Origin of the sequence: Allobosea sp. TND4EK4, assembly GCF_900156025.1 — a bacterium.
GTDB lineage: Bacteria > Pseudomonadota > Alphaproteobacteria > Rhizobiales > Beijerinckiaceae > Allobosea.
This window is the reverse complement of record NZ_FTMO01000003.1, coordinates 164,570-188,653: the sequence shown is the minus strand read 5'-3', so window position 1 is coordinate 188,653 and position 24,084 is coordinate 164,570. Positions and strand designations below refer to the sequence as shown.

At 68.0% G+C, this 24,084-nt stretch carries 17 protein-coding genes; 10 read left to right on the top strand and 7 right to left on the bottom strand.

Annotated elements, in window-relative coordinates:
• Positions 1-39: 39 nt before the first annotated feature.
• Both trpE and BW981_RS08365 read right to left on the bottom strand, forming a co-directional pair.
• Entirely contained in the window at positions 40-1,560 is a 1,521-nt protein-coding gene (gene trpE / locus BW981_RS08370) for an anthranilate synthase component I (RefSeq protein ID WP_076438069.1), read from the bottom strand.
• Complete coding sequence (locus BW981_RS08365; RefSeq protein WP_175624082.1) at positions 1,557-3,467, bottom strand: SurA N-terminal domain-containing protein; 1,911 nt, start codon at positions 3,465-3,467, stop codon at positions 1,557-1,559. The genes trpE and BW981_RS08365 overlap by 4 nt, the downstream gene beginning before the upstream one ends.
• A 199-nt stretch (positions 3,468-3,666) precedes the next feature.
• Here BW981_RS08365 and tpiA point away from each other — a divergent pair, with 199 nt between their 5' ends.
• From tpiA to BW981_RS08345, 4 genes are all read left to right on the top strand, one after another.
• Positions 3,667-4,428: a triose-phosphate isomerase gene (gene tpiA / locus BW981_RS08360; protein ID WP_076438067.1), complete on the top strand. Its 762-nt coding sequence runs from the start codon at positions 3,667-3,669 to the stop codon at positions 4,426-4,428.
• Between the two features lie 123 nt (positions 4,429-4,551).
• Positions 4,552-4,974, top strand: a complete 423-nt coding sequence (secG, locus tag BW981_RS08355; RefSeq protein ID WP_076438065.1) for a preprotein translocase subunit SecG — start codon at positions 4,552-4,554, stop codon at positions 4,972-4,974.
• Positions 4,975-5,129: 155 nt separating this feature from the next.
• On the top strand, positions 5,130-6,758 hold the full coding sequence (locus tag BW981_RS08350; protein WP_076438063.1) for a CTP synthase: 1,629 nt from the start codon (positions 5,130-5,132) through the stop codon (positions 6,756-6,758).
• A gap of 81 nt (positions 6,759-6,839) precedes the next feature.
• Positions 6,840-7,721 carry a VOC family protein gene (locus BW981_RS08345; RefSeq protein WP_076438061.1) on the top strand — a complete coding sequence of 294 codons (882 nt, stop codon included), beginning with the start codon at positions 6,840-6,842 and terminating at the stop codon, positions 7,719-7,721.
• Between the two features lie 161 nt (positions 7,722-7,882).
• Here the strand turns inward: BW981_RS08345 and mdoH are convergent, their stop codons facing one another.
• On the bottom strand, positions 7,883-10,024 hold the full coding sequence (mdoH, locus tag BW981_RS08340; protein WP_139333700.1) for a glucans biosynthesis glucosyltransferase MdoH: 2,142 nt from the start codon (positions 10,022-10,024) through the stop codon (positions 7,883-7,885).
• 32 nt (positions 10,025-10,056) lie between these two features.
• Positions 10,057-11,556: an OpgD/OpgG family glucan biosynthesis protein gene (locus tag BW981_RS08335; RefSeq protein ID WP_139333682.1), complete on the bottom strand. Its 1,500-nt coding sequence runs from the start codon at positions 11,554-11,556 to the stop codon at positions 10,057-10,059.
• 314 nt (positions 11,557-11,870) lie between these two features.
• On the opposite strand from BW981_RS08335, the gene glmU reads away from it, so the two are divergent.
• Positions 11,871-13,241 carry a bifunctional UDP-N-acetylglucosamine diphosphorylase/glucosamine-1-phosphate N-acetyltransferase GlmU gene (glmU, locus tag BW981_RS08330; RefSeq protein ID WP_076438057.1) on the top strand — a complete coding sequence of 457 codons (1,371 nt, stop codon included), beginning with the start codon at positions 11,871-11,873 and terminating at the stop codon, positions 13,239-13,241.
• Between the two features lie 110 nt (positions 13,242-13,351).
• Positions 13,352-15,178, top strand: a complete 1,827-nt coding sequence (gene glmS / locus BW981_RS08325; RefSeq protein ID WP_076438365.1) for a glutamine--fructose-6-phosphate transaminase (isomerizing) — start codon at positions 13,352-13,354, stop codon at positions 15,176-15,178.
• A 105-nt stretch (positions 15,179-15,283) separates the two neighbouring features.
• Here the strand turns inward: glmS and BW981_RS08320 are convergent, their stop codons facing one another.
• Complete coding sequence (locus BW981_RS08320) at positions 15,284-15,658, bottom strand: YbaN family protein (protein WP_076438056.1); 375 nt, start codon at positions 15,656-15,658, stop codon at positions 15,284-15,286.
• 166 nt (positions 15,659-15,824) lie between these two features.
• On the opposite strand from BW981_RS08320, the gene BW981_RS08315 reads away from it, so the two are divergent.
• Positions 15,825-16,532: a DUF502 domain-containing protein gene (locus BW981_RS08315; protein WP_076438054.1), complete on the top strand. Its 708-nt coding sequence runs from the start codon at positions 15,825-15,827 to the stop codon at positions 16,530-16,532.
• Between the two features lie 3 nt (positions 16,533-16,535).
• On the opposite strand, the gene recG is transcribed toward BW981_RS08315, so the two are convergent.
• Positions 16,536-18,635, bottom strand: coding sequence for an ATP-dependent DNA helicase RecG (gene recG, locus BW981_RS08310; RefSeq protein ID WP_076438053.1), 2,100 nt, complete (start codon positions 18,633-18,635; stop codon positions 16,536-16,538).
• Positions 18,636-18,795: 160 nt separating this feature from the next.
• Here recG and BW981_RS08305 point away from each other — a divergent pair, with 160 nt between their 5' ends.
• The 3 genes from BW981_RS08305 to BW981_RS23610 all read left to right on the top strand — a co-directional run bounded on the left by BW981_RS08305 (position 18,796) and on the right by BW981_RS23610 (position 23,022).
• Positions 18,796-19,092 (top strand): FAD assembly factor SdhE, encoded by a 297-nt coding sequence (locus BW981_RS08305; protein WP_076438051.1) that lies wholly within the window; start codon positions 18,796-18,798, stop codon positions 19,090-19,092.
• Positions 19,093-19,251: 159 nt separating this feature from the next.
• Complete coding sequence (gene mfd, locus BW981_RS08300; RefSeq protein WP_076438049.1) at positions 19,252-22,800, top strand: transcription-repair coupling factor; 3,549 nt, start codon at positions 19,252-19,254, stop codon at positions 22,798-22,800.
• Between the two features lie 93 nt (positions 22,801-22,893).
• Entirely contained in the window at positions 22,894-23,022 is a 129-nt protein-coding gene (locus tag BW981_RS23610; protein ID WP_280174190.1) for a hypothetical protein, read from the top strand.
• A 258-nt stretch (positions 23,023-23,280) separates the two neighbouring features.
• On the opposite strand, the gene BW981_RS08295 is transcribed toward BW981_RS23610, so the two are convergent.
• On the bottom strand, positions 23,281-24,084 hold the full coding sequence (locus tag BW981_RS08295) for an MBL fold metallo-hydrolase (protein ID WP_076438048.1): 804 nt from the start codon (positions 24,082-24,084) through the stop codon (positions 23,281-23,283).

The following is a 24,084-nucleotide window of genomic DNA, read 5'->3' as shown; positions in this document are numbered from 1 at the left end:
AGACGCCTGGGTCGAGTCCGATCATGCCGCTTGGCAGGGCTACTGCCCGCGCCCGCCGCGCGCGGCAAAGCGGATCGCCTCCTCGGCCGCACGGAAGAGGGCGCTGGCCTTGTTGACGCATTCCTGCTGCTCGGAGACGGGGTCGGAATCGTAGACGATGCCGGCGCCGGCCTGGACATGCATGGTCCCGTCCTTGACCACCGCCGTGCGCAGCACGATGCAGGTATCCATCTCGCCATTGGCCCCGAAATAGCCGATGCACCCGGCATAGGCTCCGCGCGCATCACGCTCCAGTTCGTCGATGATCTCCATCGCCCGGACCTTCGGGGCGCCGGAGACGGTGCCGGCCGGGAAGCCGGCGATCAGTGCCGCCAGCGAATCGTGCTGCGGGTCGATCCGACCCTCGACGTTCGAGACGATGTGCATCACCTGGCTGTAGCGCTCGACGAAGAAGGAGTCGGTGACCTTCACCGTGCCGATCTGCGCAACCCGGCCGACGTCGTTGCGGCCGAGATCGAGCAGCATGAGGTGCTCGGCGCGCTCCTTCGGGTCGGCCAGCAGTTCCTCGGCAAGGGCCTCGTCCTCGCCGGGCGTTCCGCCGCGGCGGCGCGTGCCGGCAATCGGGCGGATGGTGACGGTGTCGTCGCGCAGCCGCACCAGGATCTCCGGGCTCGAGCAGACGATCTGGAAGTCGGCGAAGTCGAGATAGCAGAGGAAAGGCGCAGGATTGACCCGCCGCAGCGCCCGGTAGAGCGCGAAGGGCGGCAGCGCGAAGGGCGCCTCGAAGCGCTGCGAGAGCACGACCTGGAAGATGTCGCCGGCGCGGATATACTCCTTCGCCTGCGCCACCATGGCGAGATACTCGTCCTGCGACGTGTTCGAGGTCGTGACCGGCTCGGGCAGCTTAGCGATGTCGATCGCGGCTTCCGCCGGCAGCGCCCCTTCCAGGGCGCGCGCCACCGCATCGAGCCGCTCCTGCGCCCGCTCATAGGCATGGCGGGCGGCGACGCCCGGCTGGTGGCGAACCGGCGTGACGAGGTGGATCTCGTCACGGACGGAATCGAACACCACCATCAGGGTCGGCCTGCTCAGGATCGCGTCCGGAACGCCGGTGCCGGTCTCCTTCGGCTCCGGCAGGCGCTCCATCAGCCGCACCATGTCGTAGCCGAGATAGCCGAAGACCCCGGCCGCCATCGGCGGCAGGTCCTCCGCCTCGGGGATCGCGCTCTCGGCCAGCAGCGCGCGCAGGCTTTCGAAGGCCGGCCGCGGATCGTCGAGGAAGGCCTCGCCCAGCGCCGGGCGGCAGGCCGAGGCCTGGCCGCGATGGCAGCGCCAGATCAGGTCCGGCTCCAGCCCGATCATCGAATAGCGGCCGCGCACCGCGCCGCCCTCGACCGATTCGAGCAGGAAGGCCGGGCCGGTCGTGGCGTGGCGGAGCTTCAGGAAGGCGGCGACCGGCGTCTCGCAGTCTCCGACGAGCACCCGCCGCAGGAGCTGCGGCGCGCCGGCGTCATAGGCCTGCGAGAAGCGCTCGAACTCCTGGAAGGGCTGCGCCGTCAATTCTGCGCGCCCCCGGTGGCGTTGCGGAAGGCGGCCTCGTTGACGCTGACGCCCAGTTCCGCCTGCCGGCGCGAGACATATTGCTGCAGCATGTCGTCGGCGATGTTGCCCGACAGCGCCTTCACGAAGTTCTCCGCCTCCTGCGTGGTGCGCACGAAAGGCGCGGTCGTGGCCGAATCGACCTTGAACAGGATGCGTCCGCCATCGACTCCGCCGGCCGAGCCGCTCTTGCCGGCATAGGTGCCGAAGATCTGGCTGACGACATTGCCGGGCAGCTCGGGGCGCTGGTCCTGGCGGCCGAGATCGGCCGCGGTCTCGACGGTGAGGCCGGCAGAGGCCGAGACGGCATCGAAGCTCTCGCCCTTGTCGAGCCGCTCGACCAGCTCGCGGGCCTTGGCCGAGAGCTTCGACGCGGTCTCATCGGCCCGCCATTGCTGCTCGACCTCGGCCTTGACCTCCTCGAACGGGCGATCCCGCGCCGGGTCGATCTTGCTGACGTCGAACCAGACATAGCCGCCGTTCTGCGGCAGCCGGATCGCCTCGTTGTCGACGCCGAGATCGGAGGCGAAGATGCCCCGCAGCGTCGCGTCGCCGCCGGGCAGGGGGGCTTCCTTCGAACCGTCGGGCTTGGCCATGGCCTGGCTCATCGGCCCGGCGGTGCGCAGCGCGATCCCGAATTGCTTGGCGATTTCCGCCAGCGGCTTGGCGGAGGCGCGCTCGTCCTCGATCTTGTCGTGCAGGTCGGTGATCTGGCTGGAGGCACGGCTCGCGGCGACCTGGGCCTTCACCTCCTCCGCAACCTCCTCGAAGGGCCGGACATGCTGCGGCTCGACCTTGGTCACGCGCAGCAGCACACTGCCAAAGGCGCTCTTCACCGGAGCGCTGACCGCGTTTTCCTCCAGCGCGAAGGCGGCGTCGCGCACCGCGGGATCGAAGATCTGGGCGCGGGTGAAGGTGCCGAGCGTCAGGTCGGCGAAGGCGACGTTCCGTTCGGTGGCGATCTCGTCGAAAGTCTCCCCGCCGTCGATCTTCGCCCTGGCGGCCTTCGCCTCTTCCTCATTGGGGAAGGCGATCTGCTGCACGGTCCGCGTCTCGGCGGTGGTAAAGCGGGCCTTCTCGGCCTCGTAGCGCGCCTTGGCGTCGACCTCCGTCACCTTGGCCGGGTCGGCCAGCGTGTCGGCGGTCAGAGCCAGCACCGAGGCTGTCCGGTATTCCGGCGCGCGGAAGGCGATCTTGCGATCGTTGTAGAAGGTCTTGAGCTGTTCTTCCGTCGGCGCGGCGATCTCGCCTGCGGCGCTCGCGGGCATGCGGGCGAAGGTGACGGCCCGCTTCTCGTTGCGCAGGCGCGAGCCGATCTCCTGCAGCGCGACCGGAACGGTGAAGCCGCCGGTGATCATCTCCGCCAGTTCCTGGCGCAGCACCGCCTGGCGCTGGATCGCGACATAGCTCTGCTCGGTATAGCCGTTCGTCCGCAGCAGCTCGTTGAAGCGGTCGGCAGAGAATTTGCCTGCGGCATCGCGGAAGACCTGATCGTCGAAGATCAGGTTGCGGATCGTCTCGTCGGAGACCGCAAGGCCCATCGCCTTCGCCGTCTGGTCGAGGGTTGCGTCGGCGAGCAGGCGCGAGAGCACCTGGCGGTCGAGGCCGAGCGCGCGCGCCGTCTCGGGCGATATCTGGCGGCGCTGCTGGCGGATCAGGTTCTGGATCTCGTTCTGGTAGGCGGTCCGCATCTGCTCGATGCCGATCTCGCTCTTGCCGACCTTGGCCACCTCGTTGCGGCCGTAGCCGCGGAAGATGTCGCCGACTCCCCAGATCGCGAAGGCGAGGATCAGGACGCCGAACAGGAGGCTGATCACGAGCTTGCCGAGAAGTCCCTGGCTCGCCTTGCGGATGCCCTGCATCATCATGAAAACGGTCTTCCCTGAACCTGCTCGTGACGCGCGATAGAACGACGCGCTCATTTTCCGGCGCTGCTTATAGGAACCGGCGGCGAAAGCCGCAATCGCCGTGCATTGGCAACGGTGGGCGCCCATGCGCGTTCTTGCGTGAGATTGCGGCATGGGGCGGGCATTGCTACAGCCGATGGGACGATTTTGGAGGAACGACGTGACGCGCAGCATCCGGCCGCTGGTAGCGGGCAACTGGAAGATGAACGGGCTCAAGGCCGATCTCGCCATCGCGGCGGAGGTGGCCAAGGGCTATGATGCGGGCCTCAAGGCCTCCGTCGACCTCGCCATCTGCCCTCCGGCCACGCTGCTGTTCACCGCGACTTCCGGGCTGATCGGCTCTCGCATCGCGACCGGTGGACAGGATTGCAGCGTCAACCTCTCCGGCGCCTTCACCGGAGAGGTGTCGGCAGAGATGCTGGCGGATGCGGGCGCGACCTTCTGCATCGTCGGCCATTCCGAGCGCCGCACCCTGCATGGCGAAAGCAATGCGACGGTGCAGGCCAAGGCGATGGCCGCCCGCCAGGCGCTGCTCGTGCCGATCGTCTGCGTCGGCGAGACGCAAGGTGAGCGGGAGGCCGGCAAGGCGCTCGCCGTGGTGCGCAAGCAGCTCAAGGGCTCGGTGCCCGAGGGGCTGGACGCCGCGAGCCTCGTCGTCGCCTATGAGCCCGTCTGGGCGATCGGCACCGGGCTGACGCCGACAGCGGCGGACGTCGCCGAGATGCACGCCTCGATCCGGGCCGACCTCGCCCGCATCATGGGCAAGCAGGCCGCGGCGGGGGTCCGGCTGCTCTATGGCGGCTCGGTCAAGCCCTCGAACGCGGCCGACCTGATGAACGTCGCGAATGTCGATGGCGCCCTCGTCGGCGGCGCGAGCCTGAAAGCGGCGGATTTCCTGGCGATCGCGAAGGCCTGCGCCTGAGCGAGCGGGGAGGGGTGGCGTGCGCGGACCGCGCATGCTATTGCCCGGCCGAATTCGCCTCGACCATGAGGAGGAGCGGGCAGCCCTTGGCGGCGGCCCGCGCCATGCCCATTTCGTGAGACCATGCAGAACGTTCTCATCGTCATCCATCTGATCATCGTCGTCGCGCTCGTCGGCGTCGTGCTGCTGCAGCGCTCCGAGGGCGGTGGGCTCGGCATGGGCTCGGGCGGGGGCGGCGGTGTCGGCGGCTTCATGACCGGCCGCGGCCAGGCCAATGCCCTGACGCGGGCGACGGCGATTCTCGCCGGCCTGTTCTTCCTGACCTCGATCGTGCTGGCGATCGTCGCCAATCGCGGCCGCGTACAGCGCTCGATCATCGACGGCGCTCCCGCGACCACGGCGCCGGCCGTTCCGGGCCAGCCCGCCGCGCCGAGCGCCCCCAATGCCGGCGGCGTGCTCGACCAGCTGCGGCAGATGCAGAATCAGAACCAGGGCGGAGCCCAGCCGCCGACGCCATCGGCGCCGGCCCCGGCGCCGCAGCAGTAACCGAGGCAGGGGGCCGGGAAACCGGCCCTTCTCTTTTGATGTGGAGCGGGGCCGGGTGACCGGCCCTCTCTTTTGTGGACAAGCGCTCAGGGCAAGGCGGGACTGCTCTTCCGGCGCTTAGCGAATCGAACCCGTAGCGATAAAGGTGACCTCCCATGACGCGGTATGTTTTCATCACCGGCGGCGTGGTGTCCTCGCTCGGCAAAGGCCTGGCGGCGGCGGCTCTCGCGGCCCTTCTTCAGGCACGCGGCTACAAGGTCCGCCTGCGCAAGCTCGATCCCTATCTCAACGTCGATCCGGGCACGATGAGCCCGTATCAGCACGGTGAGGTCTTCGTGACCGATGACGGGGCGGAAACCGACCTCGACCTCGGGCATTACGAGCGCTTCACCGGCCGGCCCTGCAACCGGGGCGACAACATCACTACCGGCCGCATCTACATGGACATCCTGACCAAGGAGCGTCGCGGCGATTATCTCGGAGCGACGATCCAGGTCGTTCCGCATGTCACCAACGCGATCAAGGAGTTCGCGCTGGACGGCAACGAGGATTACGACTTCACGCTGATCGAGATCGGCGGCACCGTCGGCGACATCGAGAGCCTGCCGTTCCTGGAAGCGATCCGGCAGATCAACCAGCAGCTGCCGCGCGGCCAGTGCATCTTCATCCACCTGACGCTGCTGCCCTACATCCCGACCGCCGGCGAGCTGAAGACCAAGCCGACGCAGCATTCGGTTGCCGAACTGCGCTCGATCGGCATCCAGCCGGATATCCTGCTCTGCCGCACCGACCGTGAGATTCCGCGCGAGGAGCGCCGCAAGCTCGCTTTGTTCTGCAATGTCCGCGAGACGGCGGTGATCGAGGCGCGCGACGTCGCCTCCATCTATGACGTGCCGCTCTCCTATCACGCCGAGGGCCTCGACAACGAGGTGCTGGCGGCCTTCGGTCTCGACGCCTCCGCCGAGCCCGACGTCTCCAACTGGACGAAGATTTCCGAGCGCGTGAAGAATCCCGAGGGCGAGGTCACCATCGCCGTCGTCGGCAAGTATACCGGCATGAAGGACGCCTATAAGTCCCTCATCGAGGCGCTGACCCATGGCGGCATCGCCAACAACGTGAAGGTAAACCTGGACTGGATCGAATCGGAGGTCTTCGAGAAGGAGGACCCAGCGCCCTTCCTGGAGCATGTCCACGGCATCCTGGTCCCCGGCGGCTTCGGCCATCGCGGCGCGGAGGGCAAGATCAAGGCGGCGACCTTCGCCCGGCAGCGCCAGGTGCCCTATTTCGGAATCTGCTTCGGCATGCAGATGGCGGTGATCGAGGCGGCGCGCTCGCTCGCCGGCATCGAGAAGGCGAATTCGAGCGAGTTCGGACCCACCGAGGAGCCGGTCGTCGGCCTGATGACCGAATGGATGCGCGGCAACGAGCTGGAGCAGCGCGCGGCCGGCGGGGAGCTCGGCGGCACGATGCGCCTCGGCGCCTATGCCTCGACCCTCGCCGAGGGCTCCAGGATCGCGCAGATCTACGGATCCACGGAAATCTCCGAGCGGCATCGCCACCGCTACGAGGTCAATATGGGCTATCGCGAGCGGCTCGAGGCGAAAGGCATGCGCTTCGCCGGCCTGTCGCCGGACGGCCTCCTGCCCGAGACGGTCGAATACCCCGACCATCCCTGGTTCATCGGCGTGCAGTACCACCCCGAGCTGAAGTCGCGCCCCTTCGAGCCCCACCCGCTCTTCGCGAGCTTCATCGAGGCGGCAAAGGCCCAGAGCCGGCTGGTCTGAGTCGTCGCAGGCCATCGAGCGGGCTGGCGCAAGGCCCGCGACGCTTCTAGGCTGGCAGGCCTTGTTTCGACGGAGCCTGCCATGCCTTCTCCCGCTTCGGCCCCCCGCGGCCTCGACCATCTCGTTATCGGCGTCCGCGATCTCGACGCGGCGGGTGCGCTCTACGAGACGCTCGGCTTCAAGGTCGGCAGCCGCAACCGTCACCCTTGGGGCACGGAGAACCGGATCGTCCAGTTCCCCGGCTCTTTCCTGGAGCTGGTGAGCATCGGCGATGCCAGCGCGATCCCGCCTCATGGCGAGCGGAGCTTCTCCTTCGGCGCCTTCATGCGCGACGCGCTCGCGGGGCAGGGCGAGGGCCCGGCGATGCTCGTACTCGAAAGCCTCGACGCCAAGGCGGATGCCGCGGCCTTCCGGGCTGCGGGGATCGGCGATTTCGAGCCCTTCTTTTTCGAGCGACAGGGCAAGCGCCCTGACGGCTCGGCCGCGCGTGTTGCCTTCGAGCTGGCCTTCGCGGCGGACCCCAGGGCGCCGGAGTGCGGCTTCTTCACCTGTCAGCAGCTGGAGCCGCAGAACTTCTGGAACCCGGATTTCCAGCAGCACCCCAACGGCGCGACGGCCCTTGCGGCCGCGGTCCTGCTGGCCGAGGAGCCCGCCCTGCATCGCGCCTTCCTGACCGCCTTCAGCGGCGGCGCGGAGGTGCTGGAAGGCAATGAGGATTATGTACTCGCCCTGCCGCGCGGCCGGCTCGACGTGCTCGATCCCGAGGCCGCACAGGGCGCCTATCAGGTCGAGCCGGAGACGACGCCGGCCCGCTTCCTCGGCTTCTGCGTCTCGGTCCCCGATCTCGACGCCGTCGCAAGCAGGCTCGAGGCGGCAAGCGTCCCGTTCATCCGCAACGACGAACGGCTCTTCGTCGAGGCGCAGGACGCGATGGGCTGCCTGATCGCCTTCGAGGCGGCCTGAGCAAGCCCGACGGGGCTTTCGCAGTCCTCATGCAGAGGCGCGAGCCGCAAGCTCGTGCCTCGACGGTTGGTGCAGCGGTATCCGGTGCCCCTGAGCATCCTTCGAGGCGCCGCCGAGACGGCTCCCCCGGGATGAGGGCTCGTGAACGATCGCGGCCCTTGTCAGGCCGCGGCGCTGGCCCGCTCCGCCGGCAGGGAGGCGAGCAGGCCGATGAGAGCCCGGTCGTGCAGCACGACCATGCGCTCCTTCGGCTTCAGCCAGATCGCCGCATCCTCGATCGCCTCGGCATCGACCAGCTTGGCCTGGGCCACCGCCCGGTCGGGCTCGATCTCGCCCCTGCGCCGCGGCTGCGCATCCGGCAGCATCAGCTCGTGCGCATGGCGCAGCTCCGCATCGGCGTGGAGCGCGGTGAGGCCGTCGGCATCGTCATAGCCGGCCGCTGCGAACTCGGCCTGCAGCGCGTTGGCGCGCAGCACGATCTGCGGCGGCTCGCCTTCCTCCGGGGTCAGCAGCAGCTTGTGCCGCTTCAGCCACAGGCCGATCGCGAGCTGGCCGGAGGCCCAGGAGAGCGGGATCGCCAGCACCAGGCCGATGATGGTGGGCGACATCCAGGCGAAGAGCGAGGTCGCGATCATGAAGGCGGAGACACCGGTGACCACGCCGAGCACCGTATGGGTGCGGTGCCGGCGCACGATGTCCCTGAACGGGATGGAGCCATCGTCGCGCCGCTGCGGGTTCCAGCCGGTGTCGCGCCCGAGCAGGATCTGGAAGACCGAGCCGGACTGGATCAGCATCATGATCGGCGCGAAGAAGGCCGAGAACAGCACCTCGATCAGCGCCGACACGATCAACCGGATCGCGCCGCCACCGGCCCGCCGCAGCCGTGTCCGGAACAGCGTCAGCACGAGGCCGAACAGCTTCGGTGCGAGCAGGATCGCCATCGTCAGGGCAAAGAGCCGCAGCGCGCGCTCGGGATCGAAGCGCGGCCAGACCGGGAAGAGGGTGAACTCCTGGGTGAAGTACTCCGGCCGGGCGTAATTGACCTGCAGCACGATCAGGATGCCGACCACGAGCTGCATCAGCCAGAAGGGCGACGCGAGATACCCCATGATGCCGGTGGCGAAATGCTGGCGCGTCGGCAGCACGAAGCCCTTGGCTCCGATGATCCGGGAATGCTGGAGATTGCCTTGCGCCCAGCGCCGGTCGCGCACCGAGACGTCGATCAGCGAAGGCGGGCTTTCCTCAAAGGAACCCGTCAGGTCCGGCAGCATGTAGACCGACCAGCCCGCCCGGCGGATCAGCGCCGCCTCGACGAAGTCGTGGCTGAGCACATGGCCGCCGAAGGGCGGCTTGCCCTTGAGATCGGGCAGGCCGCAATGGTCGGCGAAGGCCTTCGTCCGGATGATCGCATTGTGGCCCCAGTAATTGCCGTCGCGGCCGGACCACATGGCGAGCCCGGTGGCGATCACCGGACCGTAGACCCGGGCGGCGAATTGCTGGAGCCGGGCGAAGAAGGTGTTGCGGTTGATGATCAGCGGCAGCGACTGGATGATGCCGGCATCCGGGTCCGCCTCCATCGCGGCGGCAAGGCGCACGATGCAGGTGCCGGTCATCAGGCTGTCGGCGTCCAGCACCACCATATGCTCGTAGTGCCCGCCCCAGCGTGTGACGAAGTCGGCGATGTTGCCGGCCTTGCGGTGATGGTTCTTGGGCCGGTGCCGGTAATAGACCCGCGAATCGGGGCCGAGGCGTCCGCGCAGGGCGAGGAAGGCCCGCTCCTCGGCAATCCAGATGTCCGGATTGGTCGTGTCCGAGACGATGAAATAGTCGAAATGCGCACCCAGCCCCGTCGCCTCGACGGATTCGCGGATCGCGGCCAGCGCCGCGAAAGTCCGGGCGGTCGTCTCGTTGTAGACCGGCATGACCACGACCGTGCGGTGCCGCAGCGTGTCGGCATGGGCGGCCTTTCCGGCCCCCAGCAGCACGCCGAAGAAGCCGAGGACGGCGCTGGTGAAGGCAAGCGCGATCCAGGAGAAATTGATCGTGAACAGCGCGAGCAGGACATACTGCAGCGACGTCGTCCGGCTGACCGAGACGACATGATACATTTCCCAGGCGCCATAGGCGGTCAGGGCCAGCCCCCCGCCGAAGACGAAGAGGCGCTTCAGCCAGGGCGTCGTCCAGTTCCCCGGCGCAGCGGGGCGCCGGCGCTCCGACTTGTTCCAGGCCCGGAAGGACTGCACCGGCATGACGAGCCGGCTTTCAGGCGGCGTCGCGGGTTCGTGGGCCGGGTTGTAGCGCATCTCGGAAGCCGCCGCTCCGGGGCGGAGGTCGCTCACCACGTCCATCGGTTCAACCAGGTTTCCGAGATGGGCTGATTGCCGGACTGCAGGACGAGCCGCAGCTCGCACAAGGGTTCGGTGCCGGGGTCAATTTCGAAGCCGACCCGCATCAGCTTGCGCTCCGGATAGGGCCAGATCCGGATGTTCTGGACGGTGCCGGGCTGGGTGGTGATCATCGCCTTGGCCGAGGCGACGAGCGCGGCATCGGCGAGCTTCTCGCCGGCGAACTCGACGACGAAGCGGCGCCTGCGCCCCTGCGTACCCTTGCCCTGGCGCATGCGCGTGGCGATGGCGAGGTCAGGCCGCTCCGGCGGCTGCCAGCACCAGGCCTGGCGATAATTGAACGTCGTCTCGCTGCCGGCCGCCAGCGGCTGCTTTGGCCGCCAGTACATGATGATGTTGTCGTTCTGCTCGGAATCGCTGGGAATCTCGATGAGCTGGACCGAGCCCGCGCCCCAATCGCCCAGCGTCTCCATCCAGACACTCGGCCGCGTTTCGAAGCGCTGGTCGTCGTCGAGGAATGCTCCCGGGTCGCGCTCGCGCTGGACGAGGCCGAAGCCCTTCGGATTGTCGTCGACGAAGGACGAGACCTGCAGCGCAGCCGGGTTGGAGACCGGGCGGTAGATCCACTCGCCGCTGCCGGCCCGCATCTGCACGCCGGAGACCTCGTAGATCGAGGGGCGGATATCGTCGAAGGAGCGCCGGCTCTGCGGGCCGGAGAAGAACGTGCCCATCGCGCAGCCGAAGCCGACATGGTCGAGCGCCTGGCGCGCGAACAGTGTCGTCTCGACATCGATGAAGGTGACGTCGCCGGGCCTCAGCGTCATGCGCACCGCGCCGGTGACGCTCTCGGAATCGAGCAGGCCGTGGATCACGAGCGCAGCCGTGGCGGGGTTCGGCCGCTCGATCCAGAAGGCGCGGAAGAACGGGATTTCCTCGCCGCGCTGCTCGCCCGGCCGCACGATCAGCGCCCGGGCGACCGACCCGAAATTCTGCCCCCGTGCGATCGCCTTGAAGAAGGTCGCGCCCTGGAAGCTCGCCACCTCGAAGGGCCGTTCCAGCCCGGTCGAGATGCGCATTCCCGAGAACTGCAGGTCACCATTGCCGGGGGGAGGCGGAACCTTGCCATAGTCGAACTTCGACCGGTCGTATCCGACCCTCCGGATAGCATCGTCCTCGACCGTGAAGAGGCTGACCGGATTGGAGAAGACGTAGCCGCGATGCAGAGGCTCGATCGTGAAGCCGCGATTCTCGCCGGCCCAGATCGCGGCCGAGGGGTGAAGGCGAATGCCGGAGAACTGGTCGAAGGGCAGGTTGGCATAGCCTTCCGGCAGATCAGTCGCGGTCAGCGGGATCAGCGGCTTCTGGGCCAGCATCCTGGCGGCTTCCAGGACCTTCGCCGGATCGAAGCGCTGGCCCTCCGTCAGCGTCTGGATGTTGAAGGCGGCAGCCCCGGTCGGCGTCTGGGCTGCGGCAGGCCGGGCGACGGACATCAGGGCCGCACCGCTCGCCGCGGCCTCGATAAACTGCCTGCGATTCAAGGACTTCGACATTTTACCCAAACTGCGCAGGACGACGCCCTTCGGCCCCGGCGCTTCTAGAACATTTCAAATGGAGCTGGAAGAAGCCGACGCGCGAAAACGGCGCCGCACATGTCTCGGCGCACCATCCGGCGCAGCTTTGCCCCTTTTGATCTCGGGCGACTTTGGCAAAAGCCGCGCGGATCGGCTATCCACCCTGCCTGCAATGCCCGCATGCGCGGAATCGAAGGCGATCCGGATCGCGCCGGCAAAGGGACACGACAAAGATGACGGAAATACAGCCCGATCGCTCATGCCTCGCGATCATCCTGGCGGCAGGCGAGGGCACGCGGATGAAATCGGCCCGTCCGAAGGTGCTGCACGCCGTTGCCGGCCGCTCCCTGCTGGGTCATGCCCTGGCGGCTGTCTCGGAGGCCGGCGCGTCGGCCGTGTGCGTCGTCGTCTCGCCCGAGCGGCCCGAGGTGGGCGCCGAGGCGCTCTCCCATTTTCCGGCCGCGACGCTCGCATACCAGCACGAGCGGCGCGGAACGGCCCATGCCGTGCTCGCCGCGCGCGAGGCACTGCAAGCCGGCTATGACGACGTGATCGTCGCCTTCGCCGACACGCCGCTCGTCCGGCCGGAGACCTTCCGGGCGCTGCGCGCAGAGCTCGCCGCCGGAGCGGCGGTCGCCGTGCTCGCCTTCGTTGCGGAGGACCCGACCGGCTATGGCCGGCTCGTCTTCGCCGACGGGCAGCTCGACGCGATCGTGGAGCACAAGGACGCGACGCCGGAGCAGCGCCGGATCGTGCTGTGCAATGCCGGGCTGATGGCGCTTTCTGGCGCGGACGCGCTGCCGATTCTCGAGGCGATCGGCGACGACAATGCCCAGCGCGAATTCTACCTGCCCGATGCGGTCGAGGTCGCGCGCTCGCGCGGGCTGAAGGCGACGGAGACACGCGCCCCGGCAAACGAGGTGATGGGCGTCAACGACCGCATCCAGCTCGCCGCCGCGGAGGCCGAGTTCCAGGCCCGCAAGCGCCTGGCGGTCATGGCGGAGGGGGCGACGCTGGTGGCCCCCGAGACCGTGTTCTTCAGCTTCGACACGCAGATCGGCCGCGATGTGGTGATCGAGCCGAACTGCGTCTTCGGGCCCGGGGTGAGCGTTGCCGACGGCGCCGTGATCCATGCCTTCTCGCATCTCGAAGGCGCCGAGGTCGGCCCTTCGGCCAGCGTCGGCCCCTATGGGCGCCTGCGGCCAGGCGCAAAACTGGCGGAGAAGGCCCGGGTCGGCAATTTCGTGGAGATCAAGGCGTCGGAGATCGGCGCCGGCGCCAAGGTCAACCACCTCACCTATATCGGCGATGCCTCGGTCGGAGCGGGCGCGAATATCGGTGCCGGGACGATCACCTGCAACTACGACGGATTCAACAAGGCCAGGACGGTGATCGGGGCAGGGGCCTTCGTCGGCTCAAACTCGGCGCTGGTTGCGCCCGTGACGATCGGCGACGGCGCCTATGTCGGTTCCGGCTCCGTCATCACCCAGGATGTCGGGGCCGATGCGTTGGCGGTGGGCCGGGCGCGGCAGGTCGAGAAGGCGGGCTGGGCCAGCCGGTTCCGCGCCGCCGCGGCTCTGAAGGCGCGCCGGGCCGGGCCCTGAGCCGCCGGCCGTTGGGCCTGCATTCACAGTTCGTCACGCAGATTGATTAGGCGGCGGCGCATTTCGCGCTTATGCGCTTCCCCATCGTCACGATTTCAAGGGGCTCGCTCATGTGCGGCATCGTCGGCATTCTCGGCAAGGAAGCGGTCGCGACCCAGGTCGTCGAGGCGCTGCGGCGGCTCGAATACCGTGGCTACGATTCCGCCGGTGTCGCGACGCTGGAAGCCGGTCAGCTCACGCGCCGCCGGGCCGAGGGCAAGCTGAAGAACCTCGAAGTGCGCCTGTCGAACGAGCCGCTCGACGGCATGATCGGCATCGGCCACACCCGCTGGGCGACGCATGGCAAGCCCAACGAGACCAACGCCCATCCGCATGCGACGGAGAAGCTCGCCGTCGTCCATAACGGCATCATCGAGAATTTCCGCGAACTTCGCACCGAGCTGCAGGCGGATGGCTACGTCTTCGCGACCGAAACGGACACCGAGATCGTCGCTCATCTCGTCACCCGTGAGCTCGACCGCGGCAAGACCCCTGTGGACGCCGTTGCCGCCTGCCTGCCGCGGCTGAAAGGCGCCTTCGCCCTCGCCTTCCTGTTCCAGGGAGAGGAAGATCTTCTGATCGGCGCCCGCAAGGGCTCGCCGCTCGCCGTCGGCATCGGCGAGGGCGAGATGTATCTCGGCTCGGACGCGCTGGCGCTCGCGCCCTTCACCAATCTCATCGCCTATCTGGAGGAGGGCGACTGGGTCGTCCTGCACCGGCGTGGCGCGACCTTCTACGACAAGACCAACACCATCGTGGAGCGCCGGGCACAGCGAGTCGCGGCCGGCGCCTTCCTGGTCGAGAAGGGCAATCACCGCCATTTCATGGCGAAGGAGATCTACGAGCAGCCCGAGGTCGTCGGCCACACCCTGACGCAGTATCTCGACATGGCGGCCGGCAAGGTGCGCCTGCCCTTCGGCGACGCCATCGACTGGAAGAGCCTCTCGCGTCTGACCATCAGCGCCTGCGGCACCTCCTATTATGCCGGCCTCATCGCCAAATACTGGTTCGAGAAGCTCGCGCGCCTGCCGGTCGAGATCGATGTCGCCTCCGAGTTCCGCTACCGCGAGGCGCCGTTGCCCGAAAACGGCCTGGCGCTGTTCATCTCCCAGTCCGGCGAGACGGCCGACACGCTGGCCGGCCTGCGCTACGCCCGCCAGAACGGGCAGGGCATTCTCTCCGTCGTCAATGTGCCGACCTCCACGATCGCCCGCGAGAGCGACGCGGTCGCGCAGACGCTCGCCGGCCCCGAGATCGGCGTGGCCTCGACCAAGGCCTTCGTCTGCCAGCTTGCCGTCTTCGCCTCGCTGGCGCTCGCCGCGGCGCGGGCACGCGGCGTGCTCTCGGCGGAGGACGAGGCCAGCCATGTCCAGCATCTGATCGCGCTGCCGGGCCTGATGGCGCGCGCGCTCGAGCTCGAGCCGCAGATCGAGCATCTGGCGCGCGAATTGTCGAAGGCGCGGGACGTGCTTTATCTCGGCCGTGGCACCAGCTTCCCGTTGGCGCTGGAAGGGGCGTTGAAGCTCAAGGAAATCAGCTACATCCACGCGGAAGGTTATGCGGCCGGCGAGCTGAAGCACGGGCCGATCGCGCTGATCGATTCCGACATGCCGGTCATCGTCGTCGCGCCGCATGACGCGCTCTTCGAGAAGACGGCGTCAAACATGCAGGAGGTCGCGGCCCGCGGCGGCCGCATCATCCTCGTCACCGATGCCAAGGGCGCGGCCGAATGCGGCATCGAGCCCGAGGCGACGATCGTCATGCCGGACATGGACCCGACCTTCGCGCCGATCGTCTACGCCCTGCCGATCCAGATGATCGCCTACCAGACCGCCGTCTTCATGGGCAAGGACGTGGACCAGCCGCGCAACCTGGCGAAATCGGTCACGGTGGAGTGAGGCTTCGCGTCATTGCGAGGAGCGAAGCGACGAGGCAATCCAGAGCGGCAGGGCTCGACGCCCCGTGGATTGCTTCGCTGGGCTCGCAATGACGGAGTGCAGGCATCATCCCTCCGGCCGGCTCGCCACATAAGCCCCGGAGGCCAGCAGGCAGAGCGCCGTCGCGACCAGCGCGATCGGTGGCGCACTCGTCAGCGTCACCAGGACGAAGCTCGCCGCCATCGAGCTGCAGGCGATGATCTTCACGCGGCGTGAGATCGTACCCCTTTCCCGCCAGCGCCGCACATGGGGACCGAGCCGAGGATGGCCGATCAGCCAGGCTTCGAAGCGCGGCGACGAGCGTGAGAAGCAGAAGGCCGCCAGGATCAGGAAGACCGTGCCCGGCATCAGCGGCAGCACCAGTCCGATGACACCCAGGCCCGTGAAGGCCCATCCCGCGGCGAAATAGAGGGGCTTCGTCCAGCGCCGGCGCTCCGTCACGGCATCATCCTTGCTGGGCTTGGCTTGCGGGGGATGGCAGCAGGCGCCGGCTCGCCTATTCTGGCCCGGCGCGACTCCAGGCGCGATTCTCGGCCAGCCGCGACCGTCGCGCTGGAGGAACCGGCGGCATGAGGCGATGACAGCACCACCATTCGATCCACGTCTCATGCTCCCGTCCGAGCCCGCGGGCCCCACCTTCGGCGCGCGGCTGCGGCGCTATTTCCTGACCGGGCTGGTGATCGCCGCGCCCCTGGCCATCACCGCCTGGGTGACATGGTGGTTCGTCACCCTCATCGACGGGCTGGTCAAGCCTCTGATCCCGAGCGCCTATCTGCCCGACGCCTATCTGCCTTATCCCGTTCCCGGAATCGGCCTCGTCATCGCGCTTGTCGCGCTGACGCTGCTCGGCTTTCTCACCGCCAATCTCGTCGGCCGTTCGCTGATCCGCGCCGGCGAGGCGATGCTCGACCGCATGCCGTTCGTGCGCGGCATCTACAAGGGGGTGAAGCAGGTCTTCGAAACGATCTTCTCCCAGTCGGGCACCTCGTTCCGGAAGGTCGGCATGGTGCAGTTTCCCCAGCCGGGCATGTGGTCTGTCGTCTTCATCGCGCAGGAGGCGGCACCCGACATCGCAGCGCGCCTGCCGGGCGGCCAGAACGGAGACGGGCCAGCGCCGGGCGACGAGCAGATCGGCGTCTTTCTGCCCTGCACGCCGAACCCCACGACGGGCTTCTTCTTTTACCTGCCCAGGCGCGAGGTCATCGAACTCTCGATTTCGATCGAGGAGGGCGCCAAGCTGATCATGTCCGCCGGGCTGATCCAGCCCGGCGAGGGGGCGGCCAAGCTGGCGCCGGCGGCCGTCAAGCTCAATTGAGCTTTACCCTGCCCGCAGCAGCCTGATCGCGACATCCCGCTCGAAGAGATAGAGCAGCGCGCGCACGGCCTGACCGCGCGGGGTCTCCAGATGCGGATCGCGCTCGATCATCAGACGCGCATCGTCGCGCGCGGCGACCAGCAGGTCGCCGTCGATTTCCGGACGGGCGATGCGCCAGTCCGGAGAGCCGGATTGCTTGGTGCCGAGCACCTCGCCTTCGCCGCGCAGGCGCAGATCCTCCTCGGCGATGCGGAAGCCGTCCTCGGTCTCGCGCATGATGGTGAGGCGCGCCTCGGCCACCGGCCCCAGCGGACCCTTGTAGAGCAGCAGGCAGGTCGAGGCGGCCTGGCCACGACCGATACGCCCCCGCAGCTGATGGAGTTGGGCGAGGCCGAAGCGCTCCGCATGCTCGATCACCATGACGCTGGCATTGGGCACGTCGACACCGACCTCGATCACCGTGGTCGAGACGAGAATGCGCGTCTGACCCGCGACGAAGGCGGCCATGGCGGCGTCCTTGTCGCGCCCGGGCATCTGCCCGTGCAACAGGCCGACCTTGTCGCCGAAGATCTCGCGCAGGGCCTCATAGCGCTCCTGCGCCGCAGCGACGTCGAGCGTGTCGGATTCCTGCACCAACGGGCAGACCCAGTAGGCCTGCGCCCCGCCCTCGATCGCGCGGCCGATCGCGCCGACGACCTCGTCGTAGCGCTCGGAGGAGACGGCGCGGGTGACGATCGGCTTCCGCCCGGCCGGCTTCTCGGAGAGGATCGAGATGTCCATGTCGCCGAACCAGGTCAGCGAGAGTGTGCGCGGGATCGGCGTCGCCGTCATCACCAGCACGTCGACGGCCTCGCCCTTGGAGCCGAGCAGAAGGCGCTGATGCACGCCGAAGCGGTGCTGCTCGTCGACGACGGCGAGCGCGAGGTCACGGAAGGCGACGCCCTCCTGGAACAGCGCATGGGTGCCGACCGCGATGTCGATCGAGCCGTCGGCGAGGCCCTCCAGCACCTGCCGGCGCCCGGCGCCCTTCTCGCGGCCGGTCAGCAAAGCGAGCTTGAGGCCGGCTTGCTGGGCAAGGGGGGCCAGACGCTCTGCATGCTGGCGAGCAAGGATTTCCGTCGGCGCCATCAGCACGGATTGCCGGCCGGCTTCGGCCGCGGCCGCCATCGCCATCAGCGCGACCACCGTCTTGCCGGAGCCGACATCGCCCTGGAGCAGGCGCAGCATGCGCTCCGGCTTCGCCATGTCGGCGTGGATGTCGGCGATGGCCTTGCGCTGGCCCTCGGTCAATTCGAAGGGCAGGGCGGATTGGATGCGGTAGCGCACGCCGCCGTCCCCGCTCGTCGCGCGGCCCGCGACCTTCTTCTGCTGGCGGCGCACGAGCGCGAGCGCGATCTGGCTCGCCAGCAATTCGTCGTAGCCGACACGGCGGCGCGCGACGGTGTCGCCCTCGGCCGCCTTGCGGTCGGCCGGGTGGTGCAGCGCCTCGATCGCCTGCCTGAAAGCTGGAAAGTCGTTCTTCGCGAGGAAGGCCGGATCCTGCCACTCCGGCATCTCGGGGCATCGCTCGGCGGCGGCCTGGACGATGCGCGCCATCACCCTGGGGCCGATTCCCTCCGTCAGGGGATAGACCGGCTCGAAGGCGGGCAGCGTGCCGGCGAGCTTGGGATCGAGGATGCGCTCGGGATGCACCATCTGCCGCATCCCGTCCCACAATTCGAGCTTGCCGGAGAAGAGGCGGACGGCGCCGACCGGGAGGCTCAAACCGAGATGGCGGGAATCGGCATGGAAGAAGACGAGCGTCACGTCGCCGCTCTCGTCCTCCACGAGGATGCGGTAGGGCGCCTTCTTGCCGGCCGGGGCAGGGCGGTGCTCGGTGACCCGGGCGGTGAAGGTCGCGATGTCGCCGATCGGGGCTTCCGCGATCGAGGGGCTTGGCCGGCGGTCGATCGCGCCGGTCGGCAGATGGAAGATCAGATCGATGGCGCGCGCGCCCTGCGCCTCGCTGCCGAGGAACCGGTCGAGCACCTTGCCGAGCTTGGGCCCGACACCGGCGAGCGTCGTGGCCGGGGCGAAGAGAGGATCGAGGATCGAGGGGCGCAAGGCGACTCGCTGCTGTCAGGAGCGCGAAGGTCGCCGGCCGTTGGCCGCTGACTCCGCGAGGTTGCATCGCTATATAGCCGGCAGAGGCGGGTTCCGCGACGGGGCCGGCCCTGCTGCCATTGAACCGTCCCCCCATGGTTTTCCTGCCCCGAGGTTCTGCATGTCCGGCTCGACCCGCTCCAGCGCCGATCTCGATCCCCGCCGCCGCAAGGTGCTGTTCCGCGCCTGGCATCGCGGCATGCGCGAGATGGACCTGATCATGGGCCGCTTCGCCGACGACGCCATTGCCGGCTTCACCGACATGGAACTCGACGAGTTCGAGCGGCTGATCGAGGTCCTGGATCGGGACTTGCTGAGCTGGGTGACCGGAGAGGCTCCCGTGCCCGCGAATTACGACACGGAACTGTTCCGCAGGCTCAAGGCTTTCCACCGGCACGACAAGCCGATTCATGTGTGAGCACTGTTGAAGAGCGCGCGCTGTCATCCCGGGCGTAGCGAAGCGTAGACCCGGGATCCATTCCGGAGCGCAGCCGATCGAGCGTCAGGCATCGATCCCGGATCTGCGCCGCTTCGCGGCTTGTCCGGGATGACCTCACATATTCGAGAAGACGACGACATGAGCATCCCGCCTCCCTCCCAGACGCCCAAGCCGCTCATCGACCGGCTGCTCGACGCGCTGAACCGCGGCGACAAGCCGACGCTTGCCGGCGTGCCGGACGGTTTCGATGCGGTGGTGCTGGCCGACCTGACCCGCGCCCGCGCCAAGAAGGCGGAAGGGGCGGCCCTGCTCGTCTTCGTCGCCCGCGACGGCCAGCGGCTGCAGGTGCTCGAGAACGCGCTGCAATTCGTCGCGCCTGATCTCGAGGTGATGAGCTTCCCGGCCTGGGACTGCCAGCCCTATGACCGCGTCTCGCCGGCGCCGGCGGTCGTCGCCCATCGCATGACGACGCTGTCACGCCTCGCCAAGACCAAGTCGGGCGAGCGGCCGCGCCTGCTGCTGACGACCGTCAACGCCGCGCTCCAGCGCGTCCCCGCTTTTGGGAAAATCGCGTCGGAGAGCTTCTCTGCCGCGCCGGGCAACATGGTCGATACCGAGGAGCTGGCCCGCTGGCTCGACATCAACGGTTATCTGCGGACCTCCACCGTTCGCGAGACCGGCGAATTCGCCGTGCGCGGCGGTATTGTCGATCTCTTTCCGCCCGGCATGCCGGCGCCGATCCGGCTCGATTTCTTCGGCGATACGTTGGAATCGATCCGCACCTTCGATCCGGAGACGCAGCGGACCACCGGGCAATTGCGCGGGCTCGACCTCGTGCCGATGTCCGAAGCGCAGATGACCAGCGAGAGCATCCGCCGCTTCCGCCAGTCCTATATCTCGACCTTCGGCACGCCCGGCCGCGACGATACGCTCTATGAGGCGGTCAGCGAGGGCCGCCGCCCGGCCGGTCTGGAGCACTGGCTGCCGCTGCTGGCCGACAGGCTCGACACGCTCTTCACCTATCTGCCCGATGTCCCGCTCATCCTCGACCATCAGGCCGAGGATGCGGTCGGCGAGCGCATCAGCCTGATCAAGGACTATTACGACGCCCGCAAGGCGGCCCTGGAGCAGGGCGGGGCGGGGGGCATTCCCTACAAGCCGCTGCCGCCCGATGCGCTTTATCTGTCGCCGGCCGACTGGCGCGGCATCGTCGACGCCGCCGGTGTGGCGAGCCTCACCCCGTTCCAGCTTCCTGACAGCGAAGGCAAGCTGATCCTCGATCTCGGCGGCAGGCATGGCCGCAGCTTCGCCGCCGAGCGCGCGGGCGAATCCGGCAGCGTGTTCGAGGCGGCGGTCGGCCATGTCCGGGCGCTGGAGAAGGACGGACGGCGAGTCATCCTCGCCGCCTGGTCGGACGGCTCCCGCGAGCGGCTCGCCCATGTGCTCGAGGACCATGGGCTCAAGTCCGTGCAGAAGGTGGGCTCGCTCAGGGCGGCCTTCGACCTCAAGCCCGGCACGATCGGCCTCGCGGTCTGGGGGTTCGAAAGCGGCTTCGAGGCCGGAAAACTCGCCGTCATCGGCGAGCAGGACATCCTGGGCGACCGGCTGGTTCGCCCGCGGCGCAAGAGCAAGCGCCCGCAGGATTTCATCGCCGAGCTCTCCTCGCTCTCGCCCAACGACATCGTTGTCCATGTCGATCACGGCATCGGCCGCTTCATCGGCCTGAAGTCGATCACCGCGGTGGGCGCGCCGCATGACTGCCTTGAGATCCACTACGCCGGCGATTCCAAGCTGTTCCTGCCGGTCGAGAACATCGAGCTTCTCTCCCGCTATGGCTCGGAGGACACCGAGGTCCAGCTCGACAGGCTGGGAGGAGGGGGCTGGCAGGCGCGCAAGGCCAAGCTGAAGCAGCGCATCCGGGAGATGGCGGGCAAGCTGATCCAGATCGCCGCCGCGCGCATGCTCAAGGAGGCGCCACGGCTGATCCCGCCGCACGGCATCTATGACGAGTTCTGCGCCCGCTTCCCCTATGAGGAGACGGAGGACCAGCAGAACACGATCGACGCGGTGCTCGACGACATGGCGGCCGGGCGGCCGATGGACCGCCTCGTCTGCGGCGATGTTGGCTTCGGCAAGACGGAGGTGGCGCTGCGTGCCGCCTTCGCCTGCGCGCTCAACGGCAAGCAGGTCGCGGTCGTGGTCCCGACGACGCTGCTCGCGCGCCAGCACTACCGCAACTTCGCCGAGCGCTTTTCCGGGTTGCCGGTCCATGTCGGCCAGGCCTCGCGCTTCGTCGGCAGCGCCGATCTGAAGGCGGTGAAGCAGGGCGCCAAGGACGGCACGCTCGACATCGTCGTCGGCACCCATGCGCTGCTCGGCAAGGGCGTCGAGTTCAAGGACCTCGGCCTCGTCATCGTCGACGAGGAGCAGCATTTCGGCGTCGCCCACAAGGAGAAGCTGAAGGAGCTGCGCGCCGAGGTGCACATGCTCACGCTGACGGCAACGCCGATCCCGCGCACGCTCCAGCTCGCCATGACCGGCGTGCGCGAGCTCTCGATCATCGCGACGCCGCCGGTCGACCGACTGGCGACACGCACCTTCGTCACCCCCTTCGACCCGCTGATCGTGCGCGAGGCGCTGCTGCGCGAACGCTATCGGGGAGGGCGGTCCTTCTATGTCGTGCCCCGGATCGAGGACATCGCCGAGGTCAAGGACTTCCTCGACAAGCAGGTGCCGGAGTGCAAGGTCGGCATCGCCCATGGCCAGATGGCGGCGGGCACGCTCGAAGACGTGATGACCGCCTTCTATGACGGGCAGTACGACATCCTGCTCTCGACCACGATCGTCGAATCCGGCCTCGACATCCCGAACGCCAACACGCTGGTCATCCACCGCGCCGACATGTTCGGCCTCGCCCAGCTCTACCAGCTGCGCGGACGTGTCGGCCGCTCGAAGACGCGCGCCTATGCGCTCTTCACCGTGCCGGCCAGCCGCAAGCTGACCGACCACGCCGAGAAGCGCCTCAAGGTGCTGCAGTCGCTCGATACGCTCGGCGCCGGCTTCCAGCTCGCCAGCCACGACCTGGATATCCGGGGCGCCGGAAATCTGCTCGGCGACGAACAGTCCGGCCATATCAAGGAGGTCGGCTACGAGCTCTATCAGCAGATGCTGGAGGAGGCGGTCGCGGCGCTCAAGGCCGGCATCGAGTTCGAAACCGAGACCCAGTGGTCGCCGGCGATCCAGATCGGCGCGCCCGTCACGATCCCGGAAGGCTATATCGGCGATCTTTCCCTGCGCCTCTCGCTGTACAAGCGCCTTTCGACCATGGACGACGACGACGAGCTGCAATCCTTCGGAGCCGAGCTGGTCGACCGCTTCGGTCCGCTGCCGGAGGAGGTGAACCAGCTGCTCGAGATCGTCGCGATCAAGGCTTTGTGCAAGCGCGCCAATGTCGAGAAGGTCGAGGCCGGGCCGAAGGGCATCATCGTCGCGTTCCGCGGCAACGAGTTCGCCAATCCCGAGGGGCTGGTCTCCTATGTCGCGAAGATCGGCACGCTGGCGAAGGTCCGCCCCGACATGCGGCTCGTCTTCATCGACGATTTCGAGACCGCCGAGCAGAGGCTCAAGGGCACCAGGCGGCTGCTGACTGATCTTGTGCGCATCGCCGAGCGGAAGAAGGCCGCCTGATTCAACGGGCGGAACGGCCACGGGAAAAAGGGCCGTTCCGCGCAATTTTAGCGAAGGGATTGAAGCAGGTTTGAAGGACCGAGGTGTAGCAGCATGCCCGCAGCCAAGCAGCCTGTGGGGGGCTCCATGCAAATCCGCTACGTCAGCTTCTTCTTCCTGTTTGCCCTGGCGATCTTCTTCTTCTCGTCGGCGCAATCGGCGACGCTGCCCGGCGCGGGCTGAGCGTTGCGAGCGAGCACGGCCTTGGACCGCCGCGTCTTGATCCAGGTCCGCCTCGGGGTGGCCAGGCCCGCCACAGGGGAGTTTCCCTGCAAGGACCGGATGCGGCGAGCGACACTTGCCGTTGCTGCAGCGATCGAACAGGGAAGGCCCATCGCTGCCTGGCTCGGGGACGTCAGCGCCGTTCCCAGCCATCCTCGATTCGCATAAGACATATTATGGAACTTATACTGCTACGGAGAACGGCCTGATGGCGCCGTCTCAGCCTGCCGCCGCGATCCTCATCCCGTCGAACGCCATGTCGACATCCTTCGGCAAGCGGCTCGAAAGGCTCGCATAATCGAGATCGACATGGAGGTTGGTCAGGATCGCGCGCTTCGGCTTCAGCGCGGCGATCGTGTCCAGCGACTGCGCGAGATGGAAGTGGCTGACATGCGGCTTCTCGCGCAGGCAGTCGAGGATCAGGACGTTGAGATCCGCCAGAACGTCGAGCGCCGCCGGCGGGATCAGGCTGACATCCGGCAGATAGGCCAGATCGCCGAAGCGGAAGCCCAAGGCCTCGTAGTTCGGGCCGTGCTCGACGCGAAACGGCAGAGCCTCGATCGGCCCGCCCGCGCCTTCGATCGTCTGGCTGCGGCCGGCATGGATCGCGTCGAGGTCGAGGATCGGCGGATAATAGCTGCCGGGCGGCGTCTCGAAGAGATAGCCGAAGCGCGACCGTAGCGAATCCTGCGTGCGCTGGTCTGCATGGACGCGAATGCGCCGGCCCATATGGAGCACCAGCGCGCGCAAATCGTCGATGCCATGGGTGTGGTCGGCATGGTCGTGCGTCATCAGCACGCCGTCCAGCGCCGGCACCCCGGCCGCGATGAGCTGCTCGCGCAGATCCGGCCCGGTATCGACCAGCACGCGAGTCGTGCCACCATCGCCATGACGCTCGGCCAGGATCGAGCAACGTCGGCGCCGGTTCTTCGGCTCGCCGGGATCGCAGGCGCCCCATCCGGAGCCCGGACGCGGAACGCCACCGGATGAGCCGCAGCCGAGGATGGTGACGGTGAGGCTCAT

Excerpts from the sequence above, each read along its gene's own strand:
- BW981_RS08365 (WP_175624082.1), bottom strand. The coding sequence starts at position 3,467 with ATGATGATGCAGGGCATCCGCAAGGCGAGCCAGGGACTTCTCGGCAAG.
- secG (WP_076438065.1), top strand. The coding sequence starts at position 4,552 with ATGCAGAACGTTCTCATCGTCATCCATCTGATCATCGTCGTCGCGCTC.
- BW981_RS08350 (WP_076438063.1), top strand. The coding sequence starts at position 5,130 with ATGACGCGGTATGTTTTCATCACCGGCGGCGTGGTGTCCTCGCTCGGC.
- BW981_RS08345 (WP_076438061.1), top strand. The coding sequence starts at position 6,840 with ATGCCTTCTCCCGCTTCGGCCCCCCGCGGCCTCGACCATCTCGTTATC.
- mdoH (WP_139333700.1), bottom strand. The coding sequence starts at position 10,024 with ATGCGCTACAACCCGGCCCACGAACCCGCGACGCCGCCTGAAAGCCGG.
- BW981_RS08335 (WP_139333682.1), bottom strand. The coding sequence starts at position 11,556 with ATGTCCGTCGCCCGGCCTGCCGCAGCCCAGACGCCGACCGGGGCTGCC.
- glmU (WP_076438057.1), top strand. The coding sequence starts at position 11,871 with ATGACGGAAATACAGCCCGATCGCTCATGCCTCGCGATCATCCTGGCG.
- glmS (WP_076438365.1), top strand. The coding sequence starts at position 13,352 with ATGTGCGGCATCGTCGGCATTCTCGGCAAGGAAGCGGTCGCGACCCAG.
- BW981_RS08315 (WP_076438054.1), top strand. The coding sequence starts at position 15,825 with ATGCTCCCGTCCGAGCCCGCGGGCCCCACCTTCGGCGCGCGGCTGCGG.
- BW981_RS08305 (WP_076438051.1), top strand. The coding sequence starts at position 18,796 with ATGTCCGGCTCGACCCGCTCCAGCGCCGATCTCGATCCCCGCCGCCGC.
- mfd (WP_076438049.1), top strand. The coding sequence starts at position 19,252 with ATGAGCATCCCGCCTCCCTCCCAGACGCCCAAGCCGCTCATCGACCGG.
- BW981_RS23610 (WP_280174190.1), top strand. The coding sequence starts at position 22,894 with ATGCCCGCAGCCAAGCAGCCTGTGGGGGGCTCCATGCAAATCCGCTAC.
- BW981_RS08295 (WP_076438048.1), bottom strand. The coding sequence starts at position 24,084 with ATGAGCCTCACCGTCACCATCCTCGGCTGCGGCTCATCCGGTGGCGTT.